Source organism: Synechococcus sp. HK01-R, from assembly GCF_014217855.1.
Classification (GTDB): domain Bacteria; phylum Cyanobacteriota; class Cyanobacteriia; order PCC-6307; family Cyanobiaceae; genus Synechococcus_C.
This window is the reverse complement of the sequence record NZ_CP059059.1, coordinates 346,468-364,066: the sequence shown is the minus strand read 5'-3', so window position 1 is coordinate 364,066 and position 17,599 is coordinate 346,468. Positions and strand designations below refer to the sequence as shown.

Sequence of the window (17,599 nt, the reverse complement as noted above, 5' to 3'; positions counted from 1 at the left end):
CGACTTGCTGTGTCTGTCGTGGGCGTTGTCATCTATCTGGGTCTGGTCGGTGCCGGTCTCGTTACCGCTGCAGTGATCAGCGGCGTGCTGCGTGGCATCAAACTGATCTGAGCTTGGTTGTCTCGTCCAGCACGGTTTGACCGCGCTGGCTGATTTCAACGACGGCCAGCGCAAGGCCGATTCCTCCGGCAATGGCGAATGCGCTCTTGAGTCCGAGGGTGAGTGTGATGGCTGCGGCCAGGATTCCGCTCAGTCCTCCGCCCCCAAGGAAGGCGATCTGACTGAGACCTGCCATCCTTCCTCGCATCACCTGTTTGGATCCAACTTGGGTGATCAAATTGGTGCTGCTCAGAAGCCCGGCTGTTCCGGCTCCGATCAGAAAGGCCATCATCAGCACCAGGCCTCGCGTCTCACCCTTGGCCATTCCCAGCTGGGCCAAGGCCGTGATCAGAGCGAAGCAACCCAAGGTCAGGCATGGACGCTGACAGAAGCGGTGACTATTTCTCTGCAGCACTAGGCCGCCGGTAATGCTCCCTGCGGCCAGCACGCTGGTGAACAAGCCAAGATCCCTCGGATCAGGTCCGATCGTGTCGGCGGCGATCAGTGGTGCCAGGCCGGGGTGGAAGAAGCCCACCAGGCAGATGACCGCGGTGAAGCGCAGCACATGGCGCAGGGTGGGCCCGCAGTCGCGCCAGGCATGCAGCAGGGACGCCTGGTCTTGATTGCCACTGCGCTGTTCCTGTTCGAGATTCGGTCTGAGCAGCCAGATCACGCTGGCAATGGGCAGCAGATAGGTGAGGGCATCGAGGCTGAGGGCTGTTGCTGCTCCCGTGAGGGCCACCAGCCATCCCCCAATTGGGGGACCCACGAGCTTTCCGACGTTGAAGACCACGGAAAAGCTGGTGAGGTAGGGGGCGAGCTGGGTGGGTTCATCCACCAGCAGTGCGCAGTATTTGTTGCGTGCTGTGAGCTCGTAGGCGCTGGCGATTCCCACCAGCAGCGTGCTGCCCAGCAGTGCGCCGACCTGGGCAGTGCCTTCTAGGAGCGGGATCGACAAAGCGCCTAGCAGTCCAGCGGCCAGCAGTGCCCACTGGGCCTGAATGAGCACTGTTTCGCAGCCGACCCTGTCGGTCCTCACGCCCGCCGGCCCACTCACCAGCAGGGTGGGAAGGGACAGGGCTGCGAAATGAAGGGCCAGCAGCATCGGATTTTCCGTGCCGTTCATCAGGATCCAGCCTTTCGCCGTGAGCCCTGCGAAGGATCCTGCGGTGCTCATTCCTGACGCCACAAGAAAAATGCTGCGCTGTCTGGCCTGGGAGAACCGTGTGGCGGTCACGATGTGGAGCGGGCGGCCGCCACCATGGCCGCGGCTCCCACCATCTGCCCGCTCAGGTCATAGACGTCGGAGCCGGTGATTTTGACGGGCACCATCGTGCCAGGACCGGCCTGCAGACCGTTCTCACCTGGCTGGACGAGCACCTCGCCATCCACCTCAGGCGCAAAGCGTCCGCACCGTCCGATCATGGCGCCAGTGGAGGGGTTGTGCTGCTCGATCAACACATCCACTGTGCGACCCACCCAAGAGGCATTCGCTGCGGCGGAGATCGGTTGCTGAAGGGTCATCAGCCTGTCCTTGCGGGCGATGGCAAGGTTCTCCGGGACTCGGTCAGGCAATGCGGCTGCCGGGGTCCCCTCTTCGGGGGAGAACGTGAACACGCCCACATGATCGAAGCGCTGGCTCTCCAGGAAGCGAGCCAGATGCTCGAACTGGGCCTCGGTCTCCCCTGGGAAGCCGACGATCAGCGTGGTGCGTAGCACCGCGTCGGGGAGCTGTTCGCGGATGCGGTCCAGCAGTCGTTCATTCACCTCTGCCTGCCAAGGACGGTTCATGGCCCGCAGCACATCGGGGTGACTGTGCTGCAGGGGCAGATCCAGATAAGGCAAGACGTTGGGCACCTCCCGGTAAGCACTGAGCACCTCGGGGGTTAGGCCGGTTGGATAGGCGTAATGCACCCGGATCCAGGGGATCTCAACCTCGCCAAGGGCACGCAGCAGATCAGCTAGGCGGGGCTTTCCATAGAGGTCCAGTCCGTAGTTCGTGGTGATCTGGCTGATCAGGATCAACTCCTGCACACCCTGGGCTGCGAGCTGATGGGCTTCGGCCACGATGGATTCGATCGGCCTAGAGCGTTGATCGCCTCGAAGATGGGGAATGATGCAGAACGCGCAGCGGTAGTCGCAGCCCTCGGCAACCTTCAGATAAGCCACGGCCTCGCCGGTGGTTCGGTATCGGGGCAGGTGCTCATCACCCACGAAGGTCGGGGTCCGGCTGACCCGGTTCACCCGCTCCCCGGCTTCCACCCTCTGCAGCACCTCAACAATGTGCTGGTAATCGCCGGTGCCCACGATCGCTTTTGCTTCCGGTAAGGAGTCGAGCAGTTCCTCCTGAAAATGCTGCGCCAGACAGCCGGCGATGATCAGCTCTTTTCCCTGTTCTGCCAGGCCCACCAGGGTGCGCACCGATTCCTCACGGGCGTCCTGGATGAAACTGCAGGTGTTCACTACCACCACGCTGGCGTCGTTTTCATCGCTGCTGACGCCGTAACCCGCTTGGGCCAGGAGCCCAAGCATGTGCTCCGTGTCGACCCGGTTTTTTTCGCAGCCAAGATGGGCAAAGGCAACGGTCGGTCGACGGGTTGTCTGAGCCTCAGTGCCTGGATCTTTGCTCATGCCCCGACCGATTCGGCAATCTCTCACCATAGGGTTGCACCCCTAGTCCTTTGTGTTCAGCACGGTTCTGGCCGACGGTTGCTGTCAGACTTGACGCGCTCTGGACGCAGCTGATGTCGACCACCCGCCTCACCAGTCGTCGCCGCCAGGATTCCGGTTCGAAATGGGTCCGAATCGCCATGGCGGTTCTGGCCACGGTTGGGGTGATCGACACCGGCTCAATCACTCTCAAGCGCTGGGGAATCCTGGGGGATCTCAGCTGCCCGCTGGGGGCTGATGGCTGTGACAAGGTCCTGAACAGCGCCTGGGGCACCCTGCTTCAGGGGGATGGTTTCAGTATCCCGCTCTCCTTCGCCGGCCTGATTGCTTATTTGGCTGTGCTGGTGATGGCGATTGTGCCTCTGCTGCCTGGGTTAGCGGAGAACAAGGCGAATCTGTCTCGTCGCACCTGGTGGGGCTTGTTTGTCGTGTCCGTTGGCATGGCGATGTTCAGCCTTGTGCTGGTGGGCCTGATGCTGTTCAAGATCCAGGCCTTCTGCTTCTTCTGTGTTCTGTCGGCACTGATCTCGATCGCTTTGCTGATTCTTTCGGTCGCCGGCGGTGGCTGGGAGGATCCAGCGCCGCTTCTGTTTCGAGGGGTGTTGCTGGCTCTTGCCGTTTTGTTGGGCAGCTTGATCTGGGCTTCGGTGGTCGACCCCAATCGCCCTGACGCTGCGGTCACCGGGCCTGGAGCGCCTCCCTCTGTCACCACCTCGAGCAATCCAGCCAAGATTGAGCTTGCTGAGCATCTCACCGCTTCCGGTGCCGTCATGTACTCGGCCTACTGGTGCCCGCACTGCCATGAGCAAAAGGAGTTGTTCGGCCAAGAGGCCGCCGCCAAGCTCAAGGTCGTGGAGTGTGCCCCGGATGGTCAGAACAGTCAGACCAAGCTCTGCCAGCAAAAAGGCGTGGAAGGCTTCCCCACCTGGGAGATTGATGGAAAGCTCGATTCCGGTGTGAAGCCACTGGCCGATCTCGCCAAGCTTTCCAATTACCAGGGCCCAAGCATCGACTGATTTCGATCGCCTTCACTCCCGTGAGTCAGCGCACAACGGGTCGGGTCCCGATCGCCTGGCCCCGCTGTTGTCTGGAATGACATTCCCACTGGGGCATGGGCCAGGGAGCGTCATGACGGAAATGGCCTCCGCGACTCTCCTTTCTGAACAGACAGGCCTCCAGAAGCAGGGCACTGGCCCGCAGTCGATGCTGAAGGTCGAGCAGCAGGTTCAGCTCCCGCCGGCTTTCCTCATTCAGTCGGTGCAGCGCATCCACAGGCTGTGATCTGATCAGTTCCAGGGATGGCTCCGCTTCCAGTTGGTCCAGCGTCACTTGAACCTGATTCAGAGCATGCGCCATTCCGCGGCTGTCCCGGTCCACTCCCGCCACCTGCCAGCAACGCAGTCGCCAGATGTCGATGGTTGCCATCAGCTTTTCGGCGCTCATCCGGCTGCGGCTCTGCAGGGGTGCGCCTGCCCGGAGATCGGTGCCTGGGTGATGGACGATTGCCTTGGCTGGAGCGTTCGGAAGGTCGATCGTTCGTAGCTGTCGGGCAAAAACCAGACATTCCATTAGGGAATTGCTGGCTAGGCGGTTGGCACCATGCAGCCCTGTGCAGGCCACTTCCCCCACCGCGTAGAGACCAGGAAGGTTGGTTGAGGCATGGAGATCAGTGGCCACTCCTCCCATCCAATAGTGGGCTGCGGGGGCCACGGGAATCGGCCGCTCCAGAGGTTGAAGCCCAAAACTGCGGCAGCGTTCCAGGATGGTGGGAAAGCGCTGGACTGCGCGCTCTCGAGGGATCGGTGAGAGGTCCAGGTCGATGTGATCCGTGCCCCGGTCGCGCATGGAGCGCACGAGCGCCCGGCTGACCTGGTCGCGCGGTGCCAGATCAGCTCCAGCAAGATCTGCGACGGGGCTTTGCCCTTGGTCGTCGCGCAGGACAGCCCCTTCGCCACGCACCGCTTCTGAAATCAGGAAACAGGGGGCGCCTGGAAGGCGCAGGGCCGTGGGGTGAAACTGCATGAATTCCAGATCTTCCACTGCAGCCCCCGCCTGCCAGGCGAGGGCGACGCCTTCTCCGCAGGCCTGGGGGGGATTGGTGGTGTTCGCATAGAGATGGCCTCCTCCCCCTGTGGCGAGCACCACAGCCCGGGCTGAGATCCAGTGCAGACTTGGGCCATCGAGCACCTGAACTCCGCAGCAGCGACCGTGCTCCACCCAGAGTCGGGTCACACGGATCCCCCGGCGATGCAGAAGGTCATGACGTTGTTCGACGCGTTCGCGCAGCACATCGACCAGCGCCCTTCCGGTCTGGTCTTGCACGTGCAGCACCCGGTGATGGCTGTGGGCTGCCTCAAGGGTGGTGGCTAGCTTGCCGCTGCTGTTGCGATCGAAGGCCATGCCCAGTTGCTGAAGCCTTTCGACGCAAGCGGGGGCCTGATTGACCAGCAGTTCAACAGCATTCCTGTCGCAGAGCCCTGCCCCGGCGATGAGTGTGTCGCTGGCATGACTGCTGGCACTGTCTTCCGGTCGAGTCACGGCGGCAATACCGCCCTGGGCCCATCGACTAGAAGAGCGCCTGCTGGTGTTGCGATTGAGTAGCAGGATGCGCAGTCCTTCGGGTAGCTCCAGGCAGGTCATCAGACCGGCAGCTCCTGCACCGATCACGATCACATCCCATGGCCCTGGGGGAATCGGTTCGCTCGATGGCTGGTGCTGTGTCATGGCATCAGCAAAAAAACCGCCGGGGTCACCGGCGGTTCGGGATGAAACATAGTTTGACCGAAGCCGGTCTCAAGATCGGCACTCAGCGGTACTGACCATCGTTGATGCGGTCGAAACCTTCGTTCAAGGCGATCGAGGGAGCCGTCACCACAAAGTTGTCGCGATATTTGGCGAACAGTTCCTTCTGACGATCACTCAGGTCGAGGTTGAGCACATCGTCAACACTTTCATAAGGACCGCCGAGCACGATCTTGCCGGCGAGGGTGGGATACATCCCCGGGAATTGCTGGAACCGGCGCACAGAAGAATTGTTGAGGTCGACCTTGTTACCTCGCTCGGCCAGTTTCTCGTCAGCGACGTTGCGAAGGTCGTCAGCGTGCACGGCTGGGGGCATGACGAGGCCAAGCACCAGGCCTGCCATCAGCATCACACCAGTCAGCCAGGAGACCAGCCGCTTCATCGGAACACTCCGTCAGGGATCGGAACGGGACTGCCGGCGACGCCGGTGAGCAAACCTTACAAGTGCGTCACGGACAAACCCCCCGTTGCGGCGTGAGCTTTTGCAGTTCGTTTCAGATCAGTCCACTGAAGCGCGGTTGGATCAGGGCGGTCAGAAGGAACAGGCCGTCGATCATCAGGGTCGTGATCAGAACGGCAGAGGCCACTCCCCAGCTGGCATCACCTGATGGGCAGAGACGTCCACGGCGGCGGAGGGTTCTGGCGATAAGCAGGATCAGGCCCGTGAAGGCGAGAAGGATGGCTAGCGAGCTTGGGCGGCTCAGGGTCAGGGCAGCCTGCTTGAGAAGCGGCTGAGCTTCCTCGATCGGTGCCTCAACCACTGCTGGCCAGAGGCGCATCACGCCGGTGAGCGCCATCGCCAAGTCAGTCAGTGTTGTGCCAACCAAAGACGCTAAGTAAAAACTGCAACCCAGGCGCCAGCGCCCTTGCAGACCTGTGAGCGCAAGGGGAAGGGCAAGGGCTTCGATGGGGAGATGCAGGAGCGGATGGGCCCGCAGCCAGCCCCAGAAGAGAGTTCCCGCGAGCCAGCTTCCACTGAAGCCAACCAACAGAGCACCCCAGCGGGCTTTCGCTGGCTCAACTCTCATTCCCAGCAGGATCCCGACACCCAGGAGCAGGAAGCTGAACAGGCCGGCACTGAAAGGATGGAGGCGCACCCAGGGGGCCTGAAGAAAAACGGGCAGCACGACAAGTGCCGCTGCTCCACGGGAAATGATGACCTCCTCCCCAGCCTTCGGAATCGGCAGCAGCAGCTCGGCGCCATTGAGCCTTGGAGGGTCCAGGGCAGCCGCTTTGATCAGGCCGCTGGACAACGGACGACTCCTGATTGTGAAGAAAGTCCCGAAACCTTAGAAGATTCGACCCCGCCCACTGCGCTGGCGTCGGTCGGTCGGTGGTCATAGCGTGCGGCTGCTTCGAACCGATTCATGACCGACGTCGCCACCGCCCCCGGGTTGCTCGAAGCCTGCTGGCGGGATTTTGTGCTTGGTGTAGTGCAAGGGCTGACGGAATTTCTGCCAATCAGCAGCACTGCTCACCTCAAGGTTGTTCCCGTCCTGGCTGGTTGGGGTGACCCCGGCGTCTCGGTGGCAGCCGTCATTCAGCTTGGAAGCATCGTGGCGGTGATTGCTTATTTCCGTCAGGACCTTCAGAGCGTGCTGAAGGGCATCTCAGTCGCTGTTTCCCGTGGCCAGTGGCGTGAACCCGAGGCTCGTCTCGGTATCGCCATGGCGGTGGGAACGGTCCCGATCCTGATCGCAGGTCTGGCAATCAAGCTGTTCTGGCCTGGTTATGAGTCATCGCCCCTGCGCAGCGTGCCTGCCATTGCCGTGGTCTCGATTGTGATGGCCTTGCTGCTGGCCCTCGCCGAGAGGATTGGTCCCCGGATCAAGCAGCTTGTTCAGGTGGAGGGGCGTGACGGGTTGGTGGTTGGCCTTGCCCAGGTGCTGGCGTTGATTCCCGGCGTTTCGCGTTCGGGCAGCACGTTGACAGCCTCTCTTCTCGATGGCTGGCAACGGCAGGATGCGGCCCGCTTCTCCTTCCTGCTGGGAATTCCGGCGATCACGATCGCTGGACTGGTGGAACTCAAGGGTGCCTTCACCGAGCCGAGCGGCGGGGGTGTGCTGCCTTTGCTGGTGGGCATCGTGTCGGCCGCCGTGGTGTCTTGGCTGGCCATTGATTGGCTGCTTAAGTTCCTCCAAAGGCACAGCACCTGGATCTTCGTGATCTATCGCTTGCTCTTCGGGGTGCTGCTCCTGGTCTGGTGGGCCGGCTCAGGATCAAACTGAGATCAGCTGCCTCCATCGCGGTGTGGAATGAACCATCCGCCGGCGTCGCTCTGGCGGCCCTGGATTCGGAATCGGCCTCGCGTCAGCCCGCACCAGCCGTCGTGGCCGCCGTTGAGCCTGGGTCCATCGGTGAAGCGTTGGGTTTTGAACCAGGAGACCAACTGCTCAGCATCAACGGCATCCGTCCGAGGGATCTGATCGATTACCGCTATCTGGTGGTGGAGGAAGAGCTCCATCTCGAGGTGATGGATGCAGCGGGCGAGCTTCATCAGGTGGACCTTGAAAAGGATGCGGATGACGGTCTTGGTCTCCAGTTCACCGAGGCACTCTTTGACGGACTGCGTCAGTGCAATAACCACTGCCCCTTCTGTTTCATCGATCAGCAGCCGCCTGGGCATCGCAGCAGCCTCTACCTCAAGGACGATGACTACCGGCTGAGCTTTCTTTACGGCTCCTATCTCACACTCACGAACCTCACCGAGGCGGATTGGCAGCGCATCGAGGCCCAGCGCCTGTCTCCCCTGTTCGTGTCCGTGCATGCCACGGATCCAGACCTGCGCTCCAGGTTGCTGGAGAATCCGCGCGCCGCATTGTTGCTGGATCAGCTGCGCTGGTTTGCGGAACGCGATTTGCAGATTCACGCCCAGGTGGTGGTCTGCCCAGGCCTCAATGACGGAGCAGCGCTGCAGCGCACATTGGAAGACCTTGCTGCGTTTGCGAGCGGTGCTTGGCCTGCCGTGCTTTCGGCCGCTGTGGTGCCCGTGGGCCTGACTCGCTTTCGGCCTTCCGGCGATGGACTGGTCCCTGTCGATCCTGACCATGCCAAGGAGGTCATCACCCAGGTCGAGGCCTTACAGAGCCATTTTCAGGAGACTCTGGGCAGTCGGTTCGCCTGGCTCTCGGATGAGTGGTATTTGATCGCAGGCCGTGCCCTCCCGCCACGAGCCAACTACGAGGATCTGCCCCAGCAGGAGAATGGAGTCGGAAGCATCCGAGCCTTTTTGGAGGACTTGGATCAGGCCACCGAGACTTTGCCCCCTCGGAGTGCAAAGCCGATGCGCAGCAGCTGGGTGGTGGGTCGTTTGGTCGACCAGGCCTTGAGATCCGTACGTGACCGCCTCAATGGCATCGAAGGGGTGTCGCTCTCTCTCCACGGTCTACCGAGTCCCTACTGGGGACAGGATCAGGTGGTGACGGGCTTGCTCACCGGAGAGGATCTACTGGTGGGTCTTGAGGGGGTCGACCTCGGTGATCAGCTCTTATTGCCCTCGGTGATGCTCCGACAGGGGGCGCCGGTGTTTCTCGATGACATGACCCTGGAAGAGGTGCAGGCACGATTGCCGGTCACGATCCGGATCGTGCATGGAGCAGCTGACATCGTGGCCGCAGTGCTGGGTCAGGAGCCCTAATGCCCCTAAGCTCCCGGCAGATTGCAATCTGTCGTGGCCTGGACCGCTGCTCGTTTTCTTCTCATTGCAGGTGCTCTGGCCGCGTCTGTCCCGACGGGGCTACAGGCCCAAGATGCACCTGTTCAGGCCCCTGTGGCCTCTGAGGCAGCGAACTCTGGAGCGCTGATTGATCAGAAGACTCTCCCGACCGCCATCGAACTCAATGGACCGCGTCCGAAAGCCGATCCTTCCGTTCTGCCCCCTGCCGCCACCACACTCCCTGAAGCGCTGAGCCCCCTGCAGGCGCCTCCAAGTCTTGCGCTCCCAGACAAACCGTCTCAGGTGCGGATCCGTGAACTCCGTCCGCTCACCCTTGCGGAATCCGAGCAGCTGATGGAGGTCAACAACCCCAGCCTCAAGGCAGCGGCCAGTCAGGTGGAGCAAGCCAAGTCGGCTCTGCTTGCCGAGATTTCCCTCTGGTATCCCACGGTCAATCTCTCTGCTAACGGTCTGCCGCAGTACCTCGCCGCTGATCAATATCGCAACCCTGATTTCGCACCCACGTTCAATTCCTCGACCGGAGTCCCGTCCACGGCTCCTTACACCACCAGCAGCCAGTGGACGGCCAATTTTGCGGTCCAGGTCCAGTGGAATCTCATCGACCCCAAGCGAGTGCCAAGGATTGCTGCAGCTCGCGACAATTTTGAACGCGCTCGCGATGCTTACCTGATCGCTCTTCGGGACCGACGGCTGGAAACAGCAGAGTCATACTTCGACCTTCAGCGCGCCGATGAGCAGGTGCGGATCGGTCAGCAGTCGGTGCGGGCCTCCCTGGTGAGCCTGAAAGACGCCAGCGCCCGCTTTCAGGCTGGTGTCGCCACCAAGCTTGAAGTGCTGGAGGCTGAAACTCAGCTTGCCCGAGATCAGCAGGTGCTCACCAATGGCATCGGCTTCCAGAACAAGACCCGCCGATCCCTGGCTGGATTGTTGGATCTCCCCCTGGACGTGACCCCTACCGCTGCAAGCCCATCGCAGGTGATCGGCGTCTGGCAACCCTCTTTGCAGGAGAGCATCGTGGCCGCCTTTGCCTTCCGCGAGGAACTTGATCAGCTGATCCTCGATATCTCGATCAACAACAGCAATGCCAATGCGGCTCTCGCTGCTGTGCAGCCAGTGCTCAGTCTGGTGAATGCCTTCAGCACGGCTCGCTTCCAGGGCCAAACCAACGTGGTTTCGCCCGTCGATATGGACGACTACGGCTGGAATGCCAACAACTCGGTGGGCCTGAATGCCACCTGGAACATCTTTGACGGCGGACGTGCCCGCGCCGAATACCGCCGCAACAAGCAGCGGGCTGAGGAGAGTGCCTTCAACTTCGCCTCCACCCGTGATCGCATCCGTGTTCAGGTGGAGGAAAGCTTTTACAACCTCCGCACGGCCAATCAGGACATCTTCGCGACCTCCCGGGAAGTGTTGTCAGCCCGTGAGTCGCTGCGTTTGGCTCGCCTGCGTTTCCAGGCGGGTGTGACCACCCAAAGGGAAGTGGTGGACACCCAGCGGGATCTCACCCAGGCCGAGGTTCGCTATGCCGATGCGATCAATACCTACAACAAGAGCATTGCCCAGCTGCGTCGTCGCACCGGTCTTGATGCGGTGAAGGCCTGTCAGCCTCAGAACCTCCCAGCCACCAAGCCGGCTGAGGACGATGCCTCTGTGGTGCCGATCGAACCTTCTCCGAATCGTCCGGCTTGCCAGGCCACGGCGTCCGCTTCCAAGGGCTGATCGTGATCTGTGGCTGAACTGCTGACGTCCCATCAGTTGACCGGCGTTCATCAGTTGCTGGATCAGGTGGCGGAGCGACAGCGGCGTGATTTCGGCCACATCGTCTCTGATGTGAAACCTGACGGCACTCTGATCACCGCCTGTGATCGGTGGAGTGACAGTGCGATCGTTGCCGGCTTGGCTTCCCTGGCCCCAGGCGAGGGGGTCTTGAGTGAGGAAGGATCTAAGCAACTTCCAAAAACGGAGGCCTATTGGGTGGTGGATCCCCTCGATGGCACCACCAATTTCGCTGCTGGTATTCCTTACTGGGCCATCTCAGTGGCCCGTTGCATCGATGGCCGTCCGGTTGAGGCTTTTCTGGAGATTCCATCCCTTCATCAGCGGATTGTGGCGATTCGTGGCAAGGGAGCTTGGCGAAATGGCAAGCCCTTGACACCCCAGACCCGCCTTGCCGCTGACAGTGCCTGTGTGTCTTTATGCAGCCGTGCGATCCGCGTGCTCCAGAGCCGCCCCGATCAGTCGTTTCCCGGGAAGATCCGGCTCCTTGGGGTGGCGAGTTTGAATTTGCTCAGCGTGGCGATGGGGCAGACCATGGCGGCCTTGGAGGCCACTCCGAAAATCTGGGATCTGGCTGCGGCTTGGTTGGTTCTCTCCGAATTGCAGTGCCCCTTGCACTGGCTCGCGGCTGACCCTGCCTGTCTTCAGCCTGGGATGGACCTTGCTGAAGCGGATTTCCCGGTGTTGGCTGCGACCTCTCAGGAGCAGTTGCAGCGTCTGATGCCCTGGGGAACAGCGCTACTTCGCCCCTGAGGTTGCGAGTAGGGGAGTTGATGGGTTATGTTTTTGGACTGCGCAGGAAGCCGAAGGGCGGAAGGCGCAGCCGGGAGGAGCACAAGGGAAGCGAGAGCTTTTGTGTGGTTCGATCGGTGCTTACAAGACCAAGAGGGAGCGATCCCACGGTGTTGTAAGTTTCACAAGCGGTCGCGAGAGGCCGCACAGCCCACCGCTCCTGAGAGGGAGCGCGACGGCAGAACCTGGACAATCGAAAAGTTTAGGAACTGACGCTTTCATCGCGTCGAGGTCTTGAAACGAGCCGCGAGGTGAGTGGAAGGCTTTGATGAAAGAGCGATGAAGGTGTGAGGTCCCGTCAAACAATGTCGTTGCGATGAAGTCATTCGCTGCAACGGTGAGGTTTTCACGAGCCTGACTGTTGCCGGTGTGCGAATTGATGGAGCAACAACCGGATCTGAGATCCTGGAAAGTCATGGATAGAGAAATCTAGAAGTGCACTCTTAAGAACCCTTTCTGTGTCAGCTGAAAGGAGGCCTCAACTGCAATGAGTGAAAACTGAATTGTGGGTGACGCAAATCAATTTGAGGTGATGTAAGTCATCAAAAGGAATTGATCTACAACGGAGAGTTTGATCCTGGCTCAGGATGAACGCTGGCGGCGTGCTTAACACATGCAAGTCGAACGAACCTTCGGGTTAGTGGCGGACGGGTGAGTAACGCGTGAGAATCTGCCCTCAGGAGGGGGACAACAGCTGGAAACGGCTGCTAATACCCCATATGCCGAGAGGTGAAACGAATTTCGCCTGAGGATGAGCTCGCGTCTGATTAGCTAGTTGGTGTGGTAAAGGCGCACCAAGGCATCGATCAGTAGCTGGTCTGAGAGGATGATCAGCCACACTGGGACTGAGACACGGCCCAGACTCCTACGGGAGGCAGCAGTGGGGAATTTTCCGCAATGGGCGAAAGCCTGACGGAGCAACGCCGCGTGAGGGATGAAGGCCTCTGGGCTGTAAACCTCTTTTCTCAAGGAAGAAGATCTGACGGTACTTGAGGAATAAGCCACGGCTAATTCCGTGCCAGCAGCCGCGGTAATACGGGAGTGGCAAGCGTTATCCGGAATTATTGGGCGTAAAGCGTCCGCAGGCGGCCCATCAAGTCTGCTGTTAAAAAGTGGAGCTTAACTCCATCATGGCAGTGGAAACTGTTGGGCTAGAGTGTGGTAGGGGCAGAGGGAATTCCCGGTGTAGCGGTGAAATGCGTAGATATCGGGAAGAACACCAGTGGCGAAGGCGCTCTGCTGGGCCATAACTGACGCTCATGGACGAAAGCCAGGGGAGCGAAAGGGATTAGATACCCCTGTAGTCCTGGCCGTAAACGATGAACACTAGGTGTCGGGGGAATCGACCCCCTCGGTGTCGTAGCCAACGCGTTAAGTGTTCCGCCTGGGGAGTACGCACGCAAGTGTGAAACTCAAAGGAATTGACGGGGGCCCGCACAAGCGGTGGAGTATGTGGTTTAATTCGATGCAACGCGAAGAACCTTACCAGGGTTTGACATCCTGCGAATCTCCTGGAAACGGGAGAGTGCCTTCGGGAACGCAGTGACAGGTGGTGCATGGCTGTCGTCAGCTCGTGTCGTGAGATGTTGGGTTAAGTCCCGCAACGAGCGCAACCCACGTCTTTAGTTGCCAGCATTCAGTTGGGCACTCTAGAGAGACCGCCGGTGATAAACCGGAGGAAGGTGTGGATGACGTCAAGTCATCATGCCCCTTACATCCTGGGCTACACACGTACTACAATGCTACGGACAAAGAGCAGCAAGTTCGCGAGGACAAGCAAATCTCATAAACCGTGGCTCAGTTCAGATCGTAGGCTGCAACTCGCCTACGTGAAGGAGGAATCGCTAGTAATCGCAGGTCAGCATACTGCGGTGAATACGTTCCCGGGCCTTGTACACACCGCCCGTCACACCATGGAAGTTGGCCACGCCCGAAGCCGTTACTCCAACCCTTGTGGAGGAGGACGTCGAAGGTGGGGCTGATGACTGGGGTGAAGTCGTAACAAGGTAGCCGTACCGGAAGGTGCGGCTGGATCACCTCCTAACAGGGAGACAAACAATGATTTTGATGCCTGAGTAGTTTTATTCTTAGGCCGAAATTCTGTCACCTTAGGTCGATCGGTACCTCAGCTTTGAAGTTAAGAGTGAACTGGAAACAGTGAGCTGCTTAATGGAGATTTTTAGTTCCTAAACTTTGTCTAGGTCACACCCCAAAAGGGATGAGACTCCTGGGCCATTAGCTCAGGTGGTTAGAGCGCACCCCTGATAAGGGTGAGGTCCCTGGTTCAAGTCCAGGATGGCCCATTCGGTGTTGGGGGTTTAGCTCAGTTGGTAGAGCGCCTGCTTTGCAAGCAGGATGTCAGGAGTTCGAGTCTCCTAACCTCCACTGACCGAACTTTAATTCCCATCTCCAGAAGTTTGGAGTATGAGCTCGATTGGAGTGTGATTTAGATGTGTCCGCTAGAGGAACCCAGCTTCCTGTCATTCCTGCGATAGAGAGAAATCTATCGATGGTTGATAAGATGCTGGGCTCGAATCAGGTGATCAAGCAATTGGTGATTTGATTTGAAGTCTGGCAGAACCTTGACAACTGCATAGGTGAGTCTGGAAAGAATAAAGCATCTCATGGATGATGCGATGACTCTGAATGATGATCCGAAAGGGTGATGATGAGGAGTGATTGCAAATTCTATCGAGCAAGAGCCGAGACTCCATCACGTTCTTCTAATTGTGTCGAGCAATGAGGAGTTAGATCTTTGATTCAGCAATGAATCAGAGAGAATCTGTTTCAACGACAGCAAGCGTGTTGGAGATACATTGGTCAAGCTACAAAGGGCTCACGGTGGATACCTTGGCACACAGAGGCGATGAAGGACGTGGTTACCTGCGATAAGTCTCGGGGAGCTGGAAACACGCTTTGATCCGGGAATTTCCGAATGGGGCAACCCCTAGAACGGCCGCCTGAATCCATAGGGCGGTGCGAGCCAACCCAGCGAACTGAAACATCTTAGTAGCTGGAGGAAAGGAAAGTAAAAACGACTCCCTAAGTAGCGGCGAGCGAACGGGGAAGAGCCTAAACCGATGCTTTCGAGCATCGGGGTTGTGGGACAGCAATGTGGAAAAGGAATGTTAGTGGAAGTGTTTGAATGGCACACCACAGAGGGTGAAAGTCCCGTACACGAAAACTGAACTGACCTAGCTGTATCCCGAGTAGCACGGAGCACGTGAAATTCCGTGTGAATCCGCGAGGACCACCTCGTAAGGCTAAGTACTCCTGTGTGACCGATAGCGAAACAGTACCGCGAGGGAAAGGTGAAAAGAACCCCGGGAGGGGAGTGAAATAGAACATGAAACCGTGAGCTTACAAGCAATGGGAGTCCGACTGATCGGATGACCGTGTGCCTGTTGAAGAATGAGCCGGCGACTTATAGGCACTGGCGGGTTAAACCGGGAATGGTGGAGCCATAGCGAAAGCGAGTCTGAATAGGGCGTTTGTCAGTGTTTATAGACCCGAACCCGGGTGATCTAACCATGGCCAGGATGAAGCTTGGGTGATACCAAGTGGAGGTCCGAACCGACTGATGTTGAAAAATCAGCGGATGAGCTGTGGTTAGGGGTGAAATGCCAATCGAACCCGGAGCTAGCTGGTTCTCCCCGAAATACGTTGAGGCGTAGCGTCTCGTGCTCCAGCAGGGGGGTAAAGCCACCATTTCGGTGCGGGCTGCGAGAGCGGTACCAAATCGAGATGAACTCTGAATACCCTGTGTGTAGCGAGGCAGTCAGACTGTGGGGGATAAGCTCCATGGTCGAGAGGGAAACAGCCCAGACCGCCAGCTAAGGTCCCCAAATCAACGCTAAGTGATAAAGGAGGTGGGATTGCCCAGACAACCAGGAGGTTTGCCTAGAAGCAGCCATCCTCAAAGGAGTGCGTAATAGCTCACTGGTCGAGCGATCCTGCGCCGAAAATGAACGGGGCTAAGCGTTGTACCGAAGCTGCGGATTTATGGTAGGGGAGCGTTCCATGTGGGGTGAAGCGTTAGCGTGAGCGGGCGTGGACTGCATGGAAGTGAGAATGTCGGCTTGAGTAGCGAAAACATGGGTGAGAATCCCATGCACCGAAACCCTAAGGGTTCCTCCGGCAGGCTCGTCCGCGGAGGGTTAGTCTGGACCTAAGGCGAGGCCGAAAGGCGTAGTCGATGGATAACAGGTCAACATTCCTGTACCGGTTATGTTTTGGGAAGAGGGACGGAGAAGGCTAGCCAAGCCAGATGTTGGTTACTGGTTCAAGCGTTCGAGGCGTTGAGGATCGGCGAAAACGATCCGAGCTGAGGCGTGAGTACGAGCTGCTACGGCAGCGAAGTTGGTGACGTCATGCTTCCAAGAAAAGCTCTATACCCGTTAAGGCATAACTGCCAGTACCCGAAACCGACACAGGTGGGGTGGTAGAGAATACCGAGGTGCGCGAGGTAACTCTCTCTAAGGAACTCGGCAAAATGGCCCCGTAACTTCGGGAGAAGGGGTGCCAGCGCGAGCTGGTCGCAGTGAAGAGTCCCAGGCGACTGTTTACCAAAAACACAGGTCTCCGCTAAGTCGCAAGACGATGTATGGGGGCTGACGCCTGCCCAGTGCCGGAAGGTTAAGGAAGCCGGTCAGCGTAAGCGAAGCTGGCGACTGAAGCCCCGGTGAACGGCGGCCGTAACTATAACGGTCCTAAGGTAGCGAAATTCCTTGTCGGGTAAGTTCCGACCCGCACGAAAGGCGTAACGATCTGGGAGCTGTCTCGGAGAGAGGCTCGGCGAAATAGAATTGTCTGTGAAGATGCGGACTACATACACCCGGACAGAAAGACCCTATGAAGCTTTACTGTAGCTTGGTATTGTGCCCGGGCTCTGAATGCGCAGGATAGGTGGGAGACGTTGATCTAGTGCTTGCGGGTACTAGGGAGTCAATGGTGAGATACCACTCTTTCAGAGCTAGGGTTCTAACGTTCACCCGTTATCCGGGGAGCGGACAGTATCAGGTGGGCAGTTTGACTGGGGCGGTCGCCTCCTAAAAGGTAACGGAGGCGCGCAAAGGTTTGCTCAGGCTGGTTGGAAATCAGCCGTCGAGTGCAAAAGCAGAAGCAAGCTTGACTGTGAGACCTACAAGTCGAACAGGGACGAAAGTCGGCTTTAGTGATCCGACGGTTCTGAGTGGAAGGGCCGTCGCTCAACGGATAAAAGTTACTCTAGGGATAACAGGCTGATCTCCCCCAAGAGTTCACATCGACGGGGAGGTTTGGCACCTCGATGTCGGCTCATCGCAACCTGGGGCTGAAGTCGGTCCCAAGGGTTGGGCTGTTCGCCCATTAAAGCGGTACGCGAGCTGGGTTCAGAACGTCGTGAGACAGTTCGGTCCATATCCGGTGTATGCGTAGGAACATTGAGAGGATTTCTCCCTAGTACGAGAGGACCGGGAGGAACGCACCTCTGGTGTACCAGTTATCGTGCCAACGGTAAACGCTGGGTAGCCATGTGCGGAGTGGATAACCGCTGAAAGCATCTAAGTGGGAAGCCCACCTCAAGATGAGTGTTCCCATGGGGTAACCCAGTAAGGTCACGGGAAGAACACCCGTTGATAGGCTCTACGTGGAAGTCCAGTAATGGATGCAGCGGAGGAGTACTAATAGACCGAGGGCTTGACCAACATTTGGTTCTTGCCTGAGAGACAAGTTTTATTCAATTCAGACGTCATCACTGAAGAGTGATGGGAGCCTATGCAGTTCTCAGGGTTCATACCTTGA

The 17,599-nt window shown here is 58.8% G+C and carries 11 protein-coding genes, 2 tRNA genes and 2 rRNA genes; 10 read left to right on the top strand and 5 right to left on the bottom strand.

Annotated elements, in window-relative coordinates; translation table 11 throughout:
* Positions 1 to 18 precede the first annotated feature (18 nt).
* Positions 19 to 111, top strand: coding sequence for a hypothetical protein (locus H0O21_RS01945; protein WP_038023572.1), 93 nt, complete (start codon positions 19 to 21; stop codon positions 109 to 111).
* Here H0O21_RS01945 and H0O21_RS01940 read toward each other — a convergent pair.
* Positions 98 to 1,336 carry an MFS transporter gene (locus tag H0O21_RS01940; RefSeq protein ID WP_255441082.1) on the bottom strand — a complete coding sequence of 413 codons (1,239 nt, stop codon included), beginning with the start codon at positions 1,334 to 1,336 and terminating at the stop codon, positions 98 to 100. The two genes, H0O21_RS01945 and H0O21_RS01940, sit on opposite strands and share 14 nt — an antisense overlap.
* Positions 1,333 to 2,730: a 30S ribosomal protein S12 methylthiotransferase RimO gene (rimO, locus tag H0O21_RS01935; RefSeq protein WP_185190199.1), complete on the bottom strand. Its 1,398-nt coding sequence runs from the start codon at positions 2,728 to 2,730 to the stop codon at positions 1,333 to 1,335. The genes H0O21_RS01940 and rimO overlap by 4 nt, the downstream gene beginning before the upstream one ends.
* Before the next feature lie 113 nt (positions 2,731 to 2,843).
* On the opposite strand from rimO, the gene H0O21_RS01930 reads away from it, so the two are divergent.
* Positions 2,844 to 3,785: a vitamin K epoxide reductase family protein gene (locus H0O21_RS01930; RefSeq protein ID WP_185190198.1), complete on the top strand. Its 942-nt coding sequence runs from the start codon at positions 2,844 to 2,846 to the stop codon at positions 3,783 to 3,785.
* Positions 3,786 to 3,810: 25 nt separating this feature from the next.
* Here the strand turns inward: H0O21_RS01930 and nadB are convergent, their stop codons facing one another.
* From nadB to H0O21_RS01915, 3 genes are all read right to left on the bottom strand, one after another.
* Positions 3,811 to 5,493: an L-aspartate oxidase gene (gene nadB / locus H0O21_RS01925; RefSeq protein WP_185190197.1), complete on the bottom strand. Its 1,683-nt coding sequence runs from the start codon at positions 5,491 to 5,493 to the stop codon at positions 3,811 to 3,813.
* An 82-nt stretch (positions 5,494 to 5,575) separates the two neighbouring features.
* The gene (gene psbU, locus H0O21_RS01920) at positions 5,576 to 5,953 is read right to left on the bottom strand and encodes a photosystem II complex extrinsic protein PsbU (RefSeq protein ID WP_131454839.1); all 378 of its coding nucleotides are present in this window, start codon (positions 5,951 to 5,953) and stop codon (positions 5,576 to 5,578) included.
* Between the two features lie 112 nt (positions 5,954 to 6,065).
* A complete protein-coding gene (locus tag H0O21_RS01915; RefSeq protein ID WP_185190196.1) occupies positions 6,066 to 6,824 on the bottom strand; it encodes a DUF3120 domain-containing protein in 759 nt (252 codons plus the stop codon).
* 114 nt (positions 6,825 to 6,938) lie between these two features.
* Between H0O21_RS01915 and H0O21_RS01910 the strand changes: the two genes are divergently transcribed.
* The 8 genes from H0O21_RS01910 to H0O21_RS01875 all read left to right on the top strand — a co-directional run bounded on the left by H0O21_RS01910 (position 6,939) and on the right by H0O21_RS01875 (position 17,502).
* Positions 6,939 to 7,799: an undecaprenyl-diphosphate phosphatase gene (locus H0O21_RS01910; protein ID WP_185190195.1), complete on the top strand. Its 861-nt coding sequence runs from the start codon at positions 6,939 to 6,941 to the stop codon at positions 7,797 to 7,799.
* Between the two features lie 20 nt (positions 7,800 to 7,819).
* Positions 7,820 to 9,208, top strand: coding sequence for a TIGR03279 family radical SAM protein (locus H0O21_RS01905; RefSeq protein WP_185190815.1), 1,389 nt, complete (start codon positions 7,820 to 7,822; stop codon positions 9,206 to 9,208).
* Positions 9,209 to 9,241: 33 nt separating this feature from the next.
* Positions 9,242 to 10,969 carry a TolC family protein gene (locus H0O21_RS01900; protein WP_185190194.1) on the top strand — a complete coding sequence of 576 codons (1,728 nt, stop codon included), beginning with the start codon at positions 9,242 to 9,244 and terminating at the stop codon, positions 10,967 to 10,969.
* Between the two features lie 9 nt (positions 10,970 to 10,978).
* Positions 10,979 to 11,779 carry an inositol monophosphatase family protein gene (locus H0O21_RS01895; protein ID WP_185190193.1) on the top strand — a complete coding sequence of 267 codons (801 nt, stop codon included), beginning with the start codon at positions 10,979 to 10,981 and terminating at the stop codon, positions 11,777 to 11,779.
* A 598-nt stretch (positions 11,780 to 12,377) separates the two neighbouring features.
* A 16S ribosomal RNA gene (locus H0O21_RS01890) occupies positions 12,378 to 13,862 on the top strand.
* 185 nt (positions 13,863 to 14,047) lie between these two features.
* Positions 14,048 to 14,121: transfer RNA gene (locus H0O21_RS01885), tRNA-Ile, on the top strand.
* 9 nt (positions 14,122 to 14,130) lie between these two features.
* Positions 14,131 to 14,203, top strand: a tRNA-Ala gene (locus tag H0O21_RS01880).
* A gap of 433 nt (positions 14,204 to 14,636) precedes the next feature.
* Positions 14,637 to 17,502, top strand: a 23S ribosomal RNA gene (locus tag H0O21_RS01875).
* The 16S and 23S rRNA genes sit together here with 2 tRNA genes alongside, the layout of an rRNA operon.
* The last annotated feature ends 97 nt before the right edge of the window (positions 17,503 to 17,599 follow it).